Annotated in this window: 16 protein-coding genes and 1 other RNA gene; 10 read left to right on the forward strand and 7 right to left on the reverse strand. The window is 67.1% G+C overall.

Features of this window, described 5'->3' with window-relative positions; translation table 11 throughout:
• The first annotated feature begins 106 nt into the window (after positions 1–106).
• The 3 genes from pyrC (at position 107) to rnpB (ending at position 2,482) form a co-directional block, all read left to right on the forward strand.
• Positions 107–1,171 (forward strand): dihydroorotase, encoded by a 1,065-nt coding sequence (pyrC, locus tag BDO18943_RS05755; RefSeq protein ID WP_027788369.1) that lies wholly within the window; start codon positions 107–109, stop codon positions 1,169–1,171.
• Positions 1,168–2,058, forward strand: coding sequence for a DUF3025 domain-containing protein (locus BDO18943_RS05760; protein ID WP_175021599.1), 891 nt, complete (start codon positions 1,168–1,170; stop codon positions 2,056–2,058). The genes pyrC and BDO18943_RS05760 overlap by 4 nt, the downstream gene beginning before the upstream one ends.
• 12 nt (positions 2,059–2,070) lie before the next feature.
• Positions 2,071–2,482: RNase P RNA component class A (rnpB, locus tag BDO18943_RS05765), an RNA gene on the forward strand.
• Positions 2,483–2,551: 69 nt separating this feature from the next.
• Here the strand turns inward: rnpB and BDO18943_RS05770 are convergent.
• A complete protein-coding gene (locus BDO18943_RS05770; protein WP_175021600.1) occupies positions 2,552–3,016 on the reverse strand; it encodes an OsmC family protein in 465 nt (154 codons plus the stop codon).
• A 410-nt stretch (positions 3,017–3,426) separates the two neighbouring features.
• Positions 3,427–3,735, reverse strand: a complete 309-nt coding sequence (locus BDO18943_RS05775; protein ID WP_043191220.1) for a DUF1090 family protein — start codon at positions 3,733–3,735, stop codon at positions 3,427–3,429.
• A gap of 311 nt (positions 3,736–4,046) precedes the next feature.
• Between BDO18943_RS05775 and rplM the strand changes: the two genes are divergently transcribed.
• The 4 genes from rplM to erpA are packed head-to-tail and all read left to right on the forward strand — an operon-like array spanning position 4,047 to position 5,470.
• A complete protein-coding gene (gene rplM / locus BDO18943_RS05780; protein ID WP_009687896.1) occupies positions 4,047–4,475 on the forward strand; it encodes a 50S ribosomal protein L13 in 429 nt (142 codons plus the stop codon).
• 11 nt (positions 4,476–4,486) lie between these two features.
• On the forward strand, positions 4,487–4,879 hold the full coding sequence (rpsI, locus tag BDO18943_RS05785; RefSeq protein ID WP_006476904.1) for a 30S ribosomal protein S9: 393 nt from the start codon (positions 4,487–4,489) through the stop codon (positions 4,877–4,879).
• A gap of 9 nt (positions 4,880–4,888) precedes the next feature.
• The gene (locus BDO18943_RS05790) at positions 4,889–5,071 is read left to right on the forward strand and encodes a hypothetical protein (RefSeq protein WP_175021523.1); all 183 of its coding nucleotides are present in this window, start codon (positions 4,889–4,891) and stop codon (positions 5,069–5,071) included.
• Positions 5,072–5,098: 27 nt separating this feature from the next.
• Positions 5,099–5,470: an iron-sulfur cluster insertion protein ErpA gene (gene erpA / locus BDO18943_RS05795; protein WP_011350956.1), complete on the forward strand. Its 372-nt coding sequence runs from the start codon at positions 5,099–5,101 to the stop codon at positions 5,468–5,470.
• A gap of 114 nt (positions 5,471–5,584) precedes the next feature.
• Here the strand turns inward: erpA and BDO18943_RS05800 are convergent, their stop codons facing one another.
• Complete coding sequence (locus tag BDO18943_RS05800) at positions 5,585–6,733, reverse strand: anhydro-N-acetylmuramic acid kinase (protein WP_175021601.1); 1,149 nt, start codon at positions 6,731–6,733, stop codon at positions 5,585–5,587.
• A 142-nt stretch (positions 6,734–6,875) separates the two neighbouring features.
• Between BDO18943_RS05800 and tyrS the strand changes: the two genes are divergently transcribed.
• From tyrS to BDO18943_RS05815, 3 genes are read left to right on the forward strand one after another with little or no spacing between them, the layout of a single operon-like run.
• On the forward strand, positions 6,876–8,117 hold the full coding sequence (gene tyrS / locus BDO18943_RS05805; RefSeq protein ID WP_175021603.1) for a tyrosine--tRNA ligase: 1,242 nt from the start codon (positions 6,876–6,878) through the stop codon (positions 8,115–8,117).
• Positions 8,114–8,572 (forward strand): D-aminoacyl-tRNA deacylase, encoded by a 459-nt coding sequence (gene dtd / locus BDO18943_RS05810; protein ID WP_011350959.1) that lies wholly within the window; start codon positions 8,114–8,116, stop codon positions 8,570–8,572. Before tyrS ends, dtd begins: the two co-directional genes overlap by 4 nt.
• A 23-nt stretch (positions 8,573–8,595) precedes the next feature.
• The gene (locus tag BDO18943_RS05815) at positions 8,596–9,258 is read left to right on the forward strand and encodes a histidine phosphatase family protein (protein ID WP_089449910.1); all 663 of its coding nucleotides are present in this window, start codon (positions 8,596–8,598) and stop codon (positions 9,256–9,258) included.
• Between the two features lie 66 nt (positions 9,259–9,324).
• On the opposite strand, the gene BDO18943_RS05820 is transcribed toward BDO18943_RS05815, so the two are convergent.
• From BDO18943_RS05820 to ruvA, 4 genes are all read right to left on the reverse strand, one after another.
• Positions 9,325–10,452: a ParB/Srx family N-terminal domain-containing protein gene (locus BDO18943_RS05820; protein ID WP_175021633.1), complete on the reverse strand. Its 1,128-nt coding sequence runs from the start codon at positions 10,450–10,452 to the stop codon at positions 9,325–9,327.
• Between the two features lie 152 nt (positions 10,453–10,604).
• Entirely contained in the window at positions 10,605–11,558 is a 954-nt protein-coding gene (locus BDO18943_RS05825) for an oxygenase MpaB family protein (protein WP_175021605.1), read from the reverse strand.
• A 24-nt stretch (positions 11,559–11,582) separates the two neighbouring features.
• Positions 11,583–12,653 (reverse strand): Holliday junction branch migration DNA helicase RuvB, encoded by a 1,071-nt coding sequence (gene ruvB, locus BDO18943_RS05830; protein ID WP_011350963.1) that lies wholly within the window; start codon positions 12,651–12,653, stop codon positions 11,583–11,585.
• Between the two features lie 119 nt (positions 12,654–12,772).
• Positions 12,773–13,354: a Holliday junction branch migration protein RuvA gene (ruvA, locus tag BDO18943_RS05835; protein WP_043191206.1), complete on the reverse strand. Its 582-nt coding sequence runs from the start codon at positions 13,352–13,354 to the stop codon at positions 12,773–12,775.
• Positions 13,355–13,504 lie beyond the last annotated feature (150 nt).

Here is a 13,504-nt window from a genome sequence, read left to right on the forward strand (position 1 = left end):
GGATTCCGCTGGCCAAAGGTCCCGTGTTGCGGTTTGCCGTCAGTCGGCCCGCGGCATGCGTGTTCCGGCCCCGCCGACGGCAAGCACGTTCCTCACGACGCCTCCTATGACTGCCTCGAACGCTTCCTCCCCGGCGACGCTCTCGCTCGCCCGTCCCGACGACTGGCACCTGCACCTGCGAGACGGCGACATGCTGGCCGCCGTGCTGCCGCACACCGCGCGCCAGTTCGGCCGCGCAATCGTCATGCCGAACCTGAAGCCGCCGGTGACGACCACCGCGCAGGCGCAGGCGTATCGCGAGCGCATTCTCGCCGCGCTGCCGGCCGGGATGACGTTCGAACCGCTGATGACGCTGTACCTGACCGACAACACGCCGCCTGACGAGATCCGTCGCGCGCGCGAAAGCGGCTTCGTGCACGGCGTGAAGCTGTATCCGGCCGGCGCGACGACGAATTCCGACCACGGCGTCACCGATCTCGCGAAGTGCGCGAAGACGCTCGAGGCGATGCAGGAAACTGGCATGCCGCTGCTCGTGCACGGCGAGGTGACCGATGCGTCGATCGACCTGTTCGATCGTGAGAAGGTCTTCATCGACCGCGTGATGACGCCGCTGCGCCGCGATTTCCCGGGCCTGAAGGTCGTGTTCGAACACATCACGACCAAGGACGCAGCCGACTACGTGCGCGACGCCGACGCGGCGCCCGGCCTGCTCGGCGCGACGATCACCGCGCATCACCTGCTGTACAACCGCAACGCGCTGTTCGTCGGCGGGATTCGCCCGCATTACTACTGCCTGCCGGTGCTGAAGCGCGAGACGCATCGCGTCGCGCTGGTCGAGGCCGCGACGTCGGGCAACCCGCGCTTCTTCCTCGGTACCGACAGCGCGCCGCATGCGCGCGACGCGAAGGAAACCGCGTGCGGCTGCGCGGGCTGCTACACGGCGCTGCACGCGCTCGAACTGTATGCGGAAGCGTTCGACCACGCTGGCGCGCTCGACAAGCTGGAAGGCTTCGCGAGCTTCTTCGGCGCCGATTTCTACGGGCTGCCGCGCAGCGCCGAGACGGTCACGCTGCGTCGCGAGGCGTGGGAGCTGCCGCGCGAGATCTTCGCGGGCGATACGCCCGTCGTGCCGCTGCGCGGCGGCGAGACGATCGGCTGGAAACTGGCGTGACGGTCGCGCTGCCGCGCGAACCCGGCCACACGGCCGGCAGCGGGGCGGCGGATTTTGCGCGGATCGACTGGTCCGTGCCATGGCTCGCGCCCTATGCCGGGCGCGGCCGGGTTGCACAGGCAGCTGTACGGGCGGGCGAGGCCGCGCTGCTCGACGCGCTGAACGGCGCGTTGCGCGACACCGGGCCCGATGGCCCGCGCGTCACCGGCCGCGGCCGGCTGCTGCGGTTCGTGCCGCAGGCCGCGTTGCCGCCCGGCGTGGCGTACGAGACCCATATCGCGGAGACGGGCGGCGTCCCGACTCGCCTCAATCTGCACGACTTCTTCAACGCGCTCGTCTGGTTCGCGTATCCGCGCATCAAGGCCGCGCTGAATGCACGCCAGGCCGCGGCGATCGACGCCGCGGGCGGTGTCGGCCCCGTGCGCGGCACGCTGCGCGATGCGCTCACGTTGTTCGACGAGAATGCCGCGCTGTTCGTGACGGCCGACCGCGCGCTCGCCGACGCGTTGCGCGGGTTCGACTGGCCGCGGCTGCTGGTCGCCTCGCGCGATGCGTGGGGCACGCGCTGCGAGGCGCGGCTCGTCGGCCATGCGCTGCTCGAGCAGCTCGTCGCGCCGTACAAGTCCTGCACCGCGCACACGTGGATCGTCGAAGTGAGCGCCGACTATTTCTCTTGGCCCGACGCGCAACGCATCGCGCATGTCGATGCGCGTGTCGCCGCCGAACTCGCGGCGCGCGCGCTGACGAGCCGCGATTTCGCGCCGTTCCCGGTGCTCGGTGTGCCGGACTGGTGCGATGCGAATGCCGAGGCCGCGTTCTACGACGATCCGGCCGTGTTTCGCAGCGGTCGCCGTTCGCGCAATGCCGAAGGCGGCGCGCAGTGCTAGAATGCGCGTCGCAAAGCAGGCCAGGCAGTCGCGGCCTCGCCGCCTTCGGGCGCGCGGGGGCGAGGAAAGTCCGGACTCCACAGGGCAGGGTGATGGCTAACGGCCATCCGTGGCAACACGCGGAACAGGGCAACAGAAAGCAAACCGCCGATGGCCCGGCGCAAGCCGGGATCAGGTAAGGGTGAAACGGTGCGGTAAGAGCGCACCGCGGCGACGGCGACGTTCGCCGGCACGGTAACCTCCACCCGGAGCAATTCCAAGTAGGCAGGCGCGCATTTTCGGATGCAGGACGGGGCCCCCGTCTCGTCTGCGGGTAGGAAGCTTGAGCGCGTCAGCAATGGCGCGCCTAGAGGAATGGCTGCCACGCGTTGCGTGCTTCGGCACGCAGCGTGCACAGAATCCGGCTTATCGGCCTGCTTTGCCGTTCGAATGCGAAAGGGCCGGTGCTCCCCACGGAGCGCCGGCCCTTTTTTCATGCGCGCTCGCCGTGCGTTCAGGCGGCGACGATGTCGAACGAGTGCGTGAGTTCGGCCGTCTTCGCGATCATGATCGACGCGGAGCAATACTTGTCGTGCGACAGGTTGATCGCGCGTTCGACCGTGGCCGGGTTCAGGTTGCGGCCGGTGACGGTGAAGTGGAAGTGCACCTTCGTGAACACTTTCGGGTCTTCGCTCGCACGCTCGGCCTTCAGCGTGACCGAGCAGCCGCTGACCTCCTGGCGGCTCTTCTTCAGGATCAGCACGACGTCATAGGCCGTGCAGCCGCCGGTGCCGAGCAGCACCATTTCCATCGGGCGCGGGGCGAGATTGTGGCCGCCGCCTTCGGGCGCGCCATCCATCGCGACGAGATGGCCGCTGCCGGTCTCGGCGGAGAACGCCATGCCGTCCTGACCCATCCAGCTTACTTTGCATTCCATGCTTGCACTCCAGCGTTGCCTGATTCGGATTCGATCCGGCATTGTAGCCCGCTGCGCAACGGTCGGCTGATGCGCTGCACGACGCGCAACGCCGGCGCCGTGCGCGCGGCGCGCCAGGCGGCCAACGCCCCTCCGTTTTTAGGGGTTTTGCTCTAGATGAGGGGAGATCCTGATCCTGCCGGCCAGGATCAGGTGATTGATTTCAAAGAGAAAACCAATTTTTCAAACACGCCGCCTTAAATTTCACATTATGGTGTTTGATTTCGTAATGCAAATTTTCTTGTGAAGTCGGCAACGCGTTCGTATAATGAGCCTCATTGGTTGTCGCGCTGCGGCAACCTCCGAATGTCTCCTCCACCCTCCTCCTATGGTGGATTAAGCCCGAACCAGCCGTTCGGGCTTTTTTTCGTCCCATGCAAACATCGGCGCGCGGCTTGCGCGCGCTGGCATCGTCACACCGGCTGCTTTGCGGCCGACTGCGACGTCGCGCCGCCGGACGGCACGCCGCGCGAGCGTGCGTCAGGGGCAGGCGCGTGGACGGCCGACGCATGGCCGTGGCCGCGTGCGCAGAAGTGGCGGACGCGTTCGCGCACCGCGCGCAGGCGGACGACGCGATCCTCGGCATGGGCCGCGCGGGCTTCGGTAATGCGCGTATCGAGCGCGTCGAGCTTGGCTTCGCAGTCGGCGCGGGCGGCGACGGCAGGCGCCGAGGCGGCCAGCAGCGCGGCCGCAAGGAATGGCGTAAGTCGTTGATTCATCATGCTTGTTTGTTGTTTTCCAGATTCGGCCGGTCTGGCGCGGCAAGGTCATGTGCCGCGCGTCGATGGGTGCCTCCCCGGGCGCTCGGTTCGCCTGGCGTGTCGGGGCACGACCGGATTTTGGCCCATTTCGGCCGCCGTGGACACGGGACGTGGATTCCCTTTGACCGCGTTGCCGTATTTCCTTTATAATTCAGGGCTTTTCCGCATTCATGCCCACGGAAAAAGAACAGGGAGAGCCTGCACCGCGCCTTGAAGCGCACACAGACAAGCAGGAAGAACACATCGGGCAAAGCATTTTTTTTGGATCGATCATGAAGACGTTTTCCGCAAAAGCCCATGAGGTGACGCGCGAATGGTACGTGATTGACGCGACGGATAAGGTTCTCGGCCGTGTTGCCAGCGAAGTGGCACGCCGTCTGCGCGGCAAGCACAAGCCTGAGTTCACCCCGCACGTCGACACTGGTGATTTCATCATCATCATCAACGCAAGCAAGTTGAAAGTCACGGGCAACAAGACTCTGGACAAGAAGTACTACCGTCACTCGGGTTACCCGGGCGGCATCTATGAAACGACGTTCGGCAAGATGCAAGAACGCTTCCCGGGCCGCGCGCTCGAGAAGGCGGTCAAGGGCATGCTGCCGAAGGGCCCGCTCGGCTACGCGATGATCAAGAAGCTGAAGGTCTACGCTGAAGCTACGCATCCGCATTCGGCTCAACAGCCGAAGGCGCTCGAGATCTAAGGGGAGCCCACATGATCGGTAACTGGAACTACGGTACGGGCCGCCGCAAGAGCGCAGTCGCACGTGTCTTCATCAAGGCTGGCAAGGGCGACATCATCGTCAATGGCAAGCCCATCGCTGACTACTTCTCGCGCGAAACGTCGCTGATGATCGTGCGTCAACCGCTGGAACTCACGAACCACGGCCAAACGTTCGACATCAAGGTCAACGTCAACGGCGGCGGCGAAACGGGTCAGGCAGGTGCAGTGCGCCACGGCATCACCCGTGCACTGATCGACTACGATGCGACGCTGAAGCCGTCGCTGTCGAGCGCAGGCTTCGTCACGCGCGATGCACGTGAAGTCGAGCGTAAGAAGGTCGGTCTGCGCAAGGCACGCCGCGCCAAGCAGTTCTCGAAGCGTTAATTCCGCTTCATGGCTTCGCCGCTCTCGGGCGGCGTCTGCCCGAAAAACCGCCAGCTTTCGCGCTGGCGGTTTTTTTATGTCCGCTTCCAGGCGCGTGCTGCCGCGGCCCGCGCGGGCGTGTTTGATGAAATCGACAAGAACCTATTGATTTCATGGACTTCAGCACGATCTTCTGATCGGCCGCTACAATAGCGGCTAAAGCTTTTTGGAGAGTTCGCAATGAACGCTGTTACCGAATCCGCAGCAACGACGGCCGAAATGCCGGTTCCGTTCGTCTTCACCGACGCCGCAGCCGACAAGGTCAAGCAACTGATCGACGAAGAGGGCAATCCCGACCTGAAGCTGCGCGTGTTCGTGCAGGGCGGCGGCTGCTCCGGCTTCCAGTATGGCTTCACGTTCGACGAGGAAGTCAACGAGGACGACACCGTGATGAACAAGAACGGCGTCCAGCTCCTGATCGACTCGATGAGCTACCAGTACCTGGTCGGCGCCGAGATCGACTACAAGGACGACCTCAACGGCGCCCAGTTCGTGATCAAGAACCCGAACGCGAGCACCACCTGCGGGTGCGGCTCGTCGTTCTCGGTCTGAGCGCACGATCGATCGTGTCCGGTTCGCCGGAATGAAAAACGGGGCTTCATGCCCCGTTTTTTTTACGTCCGTGTGCAATGGCGATGCAACGCCCGCGTTGTGGCGGGTGTCGCGTCAACGCGGATAGAGCGCGCCCAGCACGCGGTTGCCGGCTGCACCCGTGACTGTCGCGAGATTGCCGGGCTGGCGCGCGGTGAAGCGGTACGAGAGCCACGCGAACGCGAGCGCCTCGACCTGTTGAGGCGGCACGCCGAGCGCGGCCGTCGTATCGACCGTGGCCGGCACGCCGGCCTCGTGCAGCGCGTGCCGGAGCGCGTCGAGCAGCACCGGATTGCGTGCGCCGCCGCCGCAGACGAACACGGCCTTGCAGCCCGCTGCGTGCTGCGCGATCTCGCGTGCGACCGACACGGCCGTCAGCGCGGTGAGGGTCGTCTGGACGTCCTGCGGCGCGAGTTGTGCGAACGCGGCGAGCTTCGCGTCGAGCCACGCCGGATTGAACAGGTCGCGTCCGGTGCTTTTCGGCGGCGGCGCAGTGAAATACGGCTCGTCGAGCAGCGCGTCGAGCAGCGGCGCGTGGACGGTGCCGCGCGCGGCGAACTTGCCGCCGTCGTCGTACGGCTTGCCGAGATGGCGGGTCGCCCATTCGTCGAGCAAAGCATTCGCGGGGCCGCAGTCGAAGCCGCGCACGTCGCCGCCTTCGCCGGGCAGGATCGTGATGTTGCTGATCCCGCCGAGATTGCAGACGACGCGCGTCTCGCCCGGCGCGCCGAATACCGTCGCATGGAAGGCCGGCGCGAGCGGCGCGCCGTGGCCGCCTGCTGCGACGTCGCGGCTGCGGAAATCGGCGATCACGTCGACCTGGGTCAGTTCGGCGAGCAGGGCGGGGTTGTTGATCTGCCGCGTATAGCCACGCTCGGGGCGATGGCGCACGGTCTGGCCGTGCACGCCGATCGCACGGATCTCGTCGCGCGACAGCCCGGCGGTGCGCTGCAATTCGTGGCAGCACACCGCGTAGCGCGTGACCAGCGCGTTCGCCGCGAGCGCTTCGCGGTCGATTTCATCGTCGCCCGGCTGCTGCAGCGCGAACAGCGCGTCGCGCAGCGATTGTGCGAAGCCGACGAACGCTTCCGCGAGCACGACCGGCGGCTTGCCGGCCTCGAAACGCGCGGCGACGCCATCGACGCCGTCCATGCTGGTTCCCGACATCAGCCCGAAGTAGATGCCGTCGGCCGGATGGGCGTTTGGCGGCTGTCGTTGCGGCACGTTGGGTTCTCCTGGATCGTGCGGCGCGGGCCGGTGCCGCGCGCCTTGCGCCCGATTATCCGCGCAACATGACGCGCCGTTAAGCGATGCGCGCGCAAGTTATGGGAAAATCCCTGCTTTTGCGACATTCTTCCTGGCACCGATGAGCACCGAACCCAGTTCCAAGCCTGTTTTCCCGATCACCGACGAAGTCCGGCATGCGCTCGCCGTCACGAAGCGCGGCGTCGACGAGCTGCTGGTCGAGGAAGAGTTCGCGCAGAAGCTCGCGCGCAGCGCGGCCACGGGCACGCCGCTTCGCATCAAGCTCGGCCTCGACCCGACTGCGCCTGACATCCACATCGGCCATACGGTCGTGCTGAACAAGATGCGTCAGCTGCAGGACCTCGGCCACACGGTGATCTTCCTGATCGGCGATTTCACGTCGCTGATCGGCGACCCGTCGGGCCGCAACGCGACGCGCCCGCCGCTCACGCGCGAGCAGATCGAATCGAACGCGAAGACCTACTTCGAGCAGGCCGCGCTCGTGCTCGATCGCGACAAGACCGAGATCCGCTACAACAGCGAATGGTCGATGCCGCTCGGCGCGGACGGGATGATCAAACTCGCGTCGCGCTACACGGTTGCGCGGATCCTCGAGCGCGAGGATTTCACGAAGCGCTTCCAGGGCGGCGTGCCGATCTCGATCCACGAATTCCTGTACCCGCTGATGCAGGGCTACGACTCGGTCGCGCTGAACGCCGACCTCGAGCTCGGCGGTACCGACCAGAAGTTCAACCTGCTGGTCGGCCGCGAGTTGCAGAAGCAATACGGCCAGGAACAGCAGTGCATTCTCACGATGCCGCTGCTCGAAGGCCTCGACGGCGTCGAGAAAATGTCGAAGTCGAAGGGCAACTACGTCGGCATCAGCGAGCATCCGAACGACATGTTCGGCAAGCTGATGAGCATCTCGGACACGCTGATGTGGCGTTACTTCGAACTGCTGTCGTTCCGCCCGATGGACGAAATCGGCGGCTTCAAGCGCGAGATCGAAGGTGGCCGCAACCCGCGCGACTTCAAGGTGCTGCTCGCGCAGGAAATCGTCGCGCGCTTCCACTCGCAGGCCGACGCCGAGCGTGCGCTCGAGGATTTCAACCACCGTGCGAAGGGCGGCGTGCCGGACGATATCCCGTCGGTCACGCTCGCGGGCGCGCCGCTCTCGATCGGTCAACTGCTGAAGCAGGCCGGCCTCGTGCCGTCGACGAGCGAGGCGCTGCGCAACATCGAGCAGGGCGGCGTGAAGATCGACGGCGCGACCGTGTCGGACAAGGGCCTGAAGGTCGAAGCCGGCGAGTTCGTCGTGCAGGTCGGCAAGCGCCGTTTCGCACGTGTCACGCTGACCGCATGATCGCGCTGATCCAGCGCGTGAAGCGCGCCGACGTGCGCGTCGGCGATCGCACGACGGGCGAGATCGGCGCGGGCCTGCTCGCGCTGGTCTGCGCGGAGCGCGGCGACACCGACGCGGCAGCCGACAAGCTGCTGGCGAAGATGCTCGGCTACCGCGTGTTCAGCGACGCGGCCGGCAAGATGAACCTGCCGGTGTCGAATATCGACGGCGAGGGCCGCGCAGGCGGCCTGCTGCTCGTGTCGCAGTTCACGCTGGCGGCCGATACCAACAGCGGGCTGCGGCCGAGCTTCACGCCGGCCGCGCCGCCCGACGAGGGCGCGCGGCTGTTCGACTATTTCGTCGCGGCCGCGCGTGCGCGCCATCCGGTCGTCGAGACGGGCGAGTTCGGCGCCGACATGCAGGTGTCGCTCGTCAACGACGGCCCCGTGACGTTCTGGCTGCAAGTGCGGCCCTGATTCTTCCCCGGAGACGCGCCGCGATGGCCACCACGCAGATTCTTTTCATCCGCCATGGCGAGACGGCCTGGAATCGCATCAAGCGCATCCAGGGTCATATCGACATTCCGCTGGCCGAAACGGGCCTCGAGCAGGCGCAGCGGCTCGCCGTGCGGATCGCGCGCGAGGCGCGCGACGGCGCACGGCTCGATGCGATCTATTCGAGCGACCTGATGCGCGCGCAGCAGACCGCGCAGCCGTTCGCCGATGCGCTCGGGCTGTCGCCGCGGCTGCGGGAAGGGCTGCGCGAACGCTCGTACGGCCAGTTCCAGGGGCATGACAGCGCCGAGATCGAGACGCTGTTCCCCGACGCCTACGCGGCCTGGCAGACGCGCGACCCCGGTTTCGCGCCGGAGGGCGGCGAGTCGCAGCGCGAGTTCTATCACCGCGTGCTGCATGCGCTCGAACCGATCGTCGCCGAGCATCCGGGCGGCCGGATCGCGTGCGTTGCGCACGGCGGCGTGCTCGATTGCGTGTACCGGTTTGCGAACGGCATCGAACTGTCGGCGCCGCGCAATTATCAGCTGCTCAACACGAGCATCAACGTCGTCGATTACGTGGATGGCCGTGCGCAAGTCGTGCAGTGGGCCGACGTGTCGCACCTGGACGCGGCAAGCGACGACGACGGGTACCGCAAAGTGCTCTGAGCCAGCAGGCCCCGTCCGGCATCGCCGGCCGGGGCTCCTTTCCTGTGTGGTGCTGCCGCTTACGGTTTACTGCGGCAGCGCGTGGCGCGTTTTGTAGTCGAGCGCGTACGCGATCTTGCCGGGCTTGTCCGCCGCGATCGGCTGGCGCAGCTTGTCGAATTCCCCCTTGTTGTACTTCTTCCCGCCGTTGATCGCGTCCGCGCGCCCGAGGTCGGCGCCCGTCTTGCCGTCGATCACCGGATCGGTGGCCGCGACCATCCGCGTCGACGCATTCCAGACCGCGTTCAGGTAGCCCGTGTCGGCCTTCGCCGGATCGGGATCGGTTGCGCCGGCGCGCGTCAGATCATAGCCGGCGAGTGAGAACGTGCCCGGTTGCGCGCGCAGCCAGTCGGCCCAGTAGAACTCGAGGTAGTCGGTGGCTTGCGCGGGCTTGCTGTAGCCGATGTCGCGCGTGAAATAGACGAGCGAGCGGTAGCGGTCGTTCGTCATCCCGAGTTTCAGGCCGAGCCCGGTCGGCAGTTGCGCGGCCGTGATCGGCTTGCCTTCGCCGTTCTTGAGGCGCAGATAGCCGCGACTCTGCATCTGCTGCCAGAACGCGTCGCCCGAGTAGTCGCTGAGGTTGTCCTTGACGACGACGTGCACGTGCAGCGCCGGGCCGCCGTCGGGCGTCTCGTAGTAGGTCGACAGGCCGTGGTGGCCGTCGGTCAGGTACAGCGCATCGCCGTTCGGGCCGATCACGACCGGGTTCAGTACCGAGCGGTCGCGGGCGTTCCCGTCGGTCGTCGTGCACGTGTAGCTCGCGGGTTCGCGCAGCGCCGACCTGGCCGTGTAGCCGCTCGAAGCGACGCCGCCGAGGCCTTCGTCTGCGCAGAAGTCGTCGAACTTCTTGTCGGGCTGTAATTCGTAGCGGCCGAGCTTGTAGTAGATCTGGTCGTAGCCGATCGCGCCCTGCGTCGGATGGAGGTCGCCAAGCGTCACGTCGATCAGGTCGCCCGCGCGAGCGGCCTTCCACTTGCCCGGTTGCGGCGTGACGGTGGCGGGCGGCGTGGGAGCGGGCGCGGTCGGGGTGCCGCCGGACGGCGTTTGCGCGTCCGAGCGCGCGACGGCAGTGACATCGTCGCCTCCGCAGGCGGTGAGGGCGAAGACGGTGGACAGGCTGGCGGCAAGGGCGAAACGGATCGGCAGGCGTGGCATCGCGGGCATCGGGTGTCGGTCGGGTTGGCGGGACACCGCGCGGGTCACGGACAGGCGGGACGTACGGCACGTGCGACCGTGCGCGGGTGCAAGCCCGTCAGCTTGTCACAGGTATTTGACAGTAAATTGAAATGATAAGAGGAAGCGAATCGTCAGGCAGGCGGCTTGCCGTCGGGCGGTGTCGCTGTGGCGCGCCGGCGCGCGCGCTTTGACGCGCCGTTCACGAGCGCCCAGCGCAGCACGGGTGCGACGACCCGTATGCCGGGCCGGACCACTGCGCGGCGCAGCGGCGCGAACGCGGCCACGCCGAGCATGCGCTGCGCCCACGGCGGCAGCAGGTCGATCCCGGCATGCATCACCAGCGACGCCGCCGGCCGCAGCGCGGGCCTCGCAACCGGCACGTTCAGCAGGATGGACATCACGTCGAAGGTGCGCGGCCCGGCCTCGAGCTCGGGCTGCATGCGCGCGAGATAGGCGGCCACATCGGCGCGCGAACGGGGCACCTCGTGCGCGCCGAGCAGTTCGGCGATCAATGCCGTTTCGGCGTAGTAGCGATCCTGCAACTCGCCCGGCAGCGCCGGATTGACGTAGCGCAGATGCGCAGCGAGGAAACTCGACACTTCCGCGACATGCACCCAGGTCAGCAACGCCGGATCGTCGGCGCGGTACGGCCGGCCGTCCGGCGCGGTGCCCGAGATGTGCGCGTGGATCGATTTCACGCGCTCGATCAGCGCGAGTGCGTCCGCGCGGCTGCCGAACGTCGTACCGGTGATGAATGTGGCGGTGCGCCGCAAGCGGCCCAGGATGTCGGTGCGAAACGACGAGTGATCCCAGACACCCGCGAGCGCGAGCGGATGGAGCGCCTGCAGCAGTAGCGCGGCGATGCCGCCTGTCATCATCGACGTGAAGTCGGCATGCACGCGCCAGCAGACGGCGTCGGGGCCGAACAGCCCCGGGTCTCCCGGCGGCGAAGAGAGGTCGAGCGACGGGCCGCCGCCGCCCGCCGTCAGGTGCGTGACGCCGGCCACGAGCCGCTTGCGGATCGGCTCGGCCCAGCGCGGGCCAGGTGCGGGTGCGGCGGGGTGGCGGGTGGGCGGCGTCGTCATGGTGGGTGCGGCTCGGGCGACGGGTTACTTCCCGTCGGGGGTATCCCACTCGCCGCGTTCGGTGCGGCCGGTGTCCGGCACGGAAAGCCCGAAGTGGCGATAGGTGAGCAGCGTCGCGACGCGCCCGCGCGGCGTGCGCTGCAGGAAGCCCTGCTGGATCAGGTACGGCTCGAGTACGTCCTCGATCGTGTCGCGCTCTTCGCCGATCGCTGCGGCGAGGTTGTCGATGCCGACCGGGCCGCCGTCGAACTTGTACAGGATCGCCTCGAGCAGCTTGCGGTCCATCAGGTCGAAGCCGACCGGATCGACGTCGAGCATCGCGAGCGCGGCATCGGCGACGGCCGCGGTGATCTGGCCGTCGGCCTTCACTTCCGCGAAGTCGCGCACGCGGCGCAGCAGCCGGTTTGCAATCCGCGGCGTGCCGCGCGAGCGCTTCGCGATTTCGAGTGCGCCGTTCGGATCGATCTGCGCGTTCAGCAGCGACGCCGAGCGCCGCACGATGCGCGACAGTTGCTCGGCGTCGTAGAACTCGAGGCGCGCGACGATACCGAAGCGATCGCGCAGCGGGTTGGTCAGCATCCCGGCGCGGGTGGTCGCGCCGACCAGCGTGAACGGCTGCAGGTCGAGCTTCACACTGCGCGCGGCCGGGCCTTCGCCGATCATGATGTCGATCTGGTAATCCTCAAGTGCCGGATACAGGATTTCCTCGACGACCGGCGACAGCCGGTGGATCTCGTCGATGAACAGCACGTCGTTCGCTTCGAGGTTGGTCAGCAGCGCGGCGAGATCGCCCGCGCGCTCAAGCACGGGGCCCGACGTCTGGCGCAGGTTCACGCCCATCTCCCGCGCGATGATGTGCGCGAGCGTCGTCTTGCCGAGGCCCGGCGGCCCGAACAGCAGCACGTGGTCGAGCGGCTCGGAGCGGCGCTTGGCGGCTTCAATGAAGATCTCGAGCTGGCCGCGCACCTTTTCCTGGCCGACGTAGTCGTCGAGCTGGCGCGGCCGCAGCGCACGTTCGAACACCTCCTCGTGCGACGAGGCGGGCGTGGCGGCGATGATCCGCTGCTCGGTGGCGAGTTTGTCGGTTTCAATCATGCGGCCATTGTACCGCGCGCCGCTGTCCCGCCCACCTGGCCGAACGGCCGACTGGCGAGCGTCGCGCAGCCGCGCGACACTGGCTTCGACGCACCGATTGGCGGCGCGTCATGCGGGCGTTACACCTTCGACAGCGCCTTCAGTGCGAGCTTGATGCCTTCCGATACACCGGTGCCGGCCGGCACGTTCTTGATCGCGGCGAGGCCTTCCTTTTCGGAATAGCCGAGCGCGAGCAGCGCGTTGAGGATGTCGGTCGCATGGTCGGACGGCGACGCGGCGCCGGCGAGCGCACCGAGATCGGCGCCGAGCTTGCCCTTCAGTTCGAGCAGCAGGCGCTCGGCCGTCTTCTTGCCGATGCCGGGCAGGCGCGTGAGGCGTGCGGCGTCCTGCATCGTCACGGCCTGCGCGAGTTCCTGCACGCTCATGCCGGACAGCACGGCGAGCGCCATGCGCGCGCCGATGCCGGTGATCTTCAGCAGCTCGCGGAAGGTCGTGCGCTCCTGCGGCGTCAGGAAGCCGTACAGCAGGTGCGCGTCCTCGCGGATGATCTGCTGCGTGAGCAGCACGATGCGCTCGCCCGTTTGCGGCAGGTTGTAGAAGGTGCTCATCGGCACGTCGATTTCATAGCCGACGCCGTTGCAGTCGACGAGCAGGTGAGGCGGGTTCTTTTCGAGCAGGATGCCGGCGATGCGACCGATCATGGATGGCTTGGTGCGAGGAAGAAAGCGCGAGTGTAGCGCACGTGCGGCGCTATGCCGACGGGATCGGCCGTCTGGCCGAAGCGATACGTGCCGCGTATGCGTTGTGCGAGGCTGGAATGGCCGGCGCGGTCGAAAGCGGTCGCCCGGTAC

Source organism: Burkholderia aenigmatica, assembly GCF_902499175.1.
Taxonomy (GTDB): Bacteria; Pseudomonadota; Gammaproteobacteria; order Burkholderiales; family Burkholderiaceae; genus Burkholderia; species Burkholderia aenigmatica.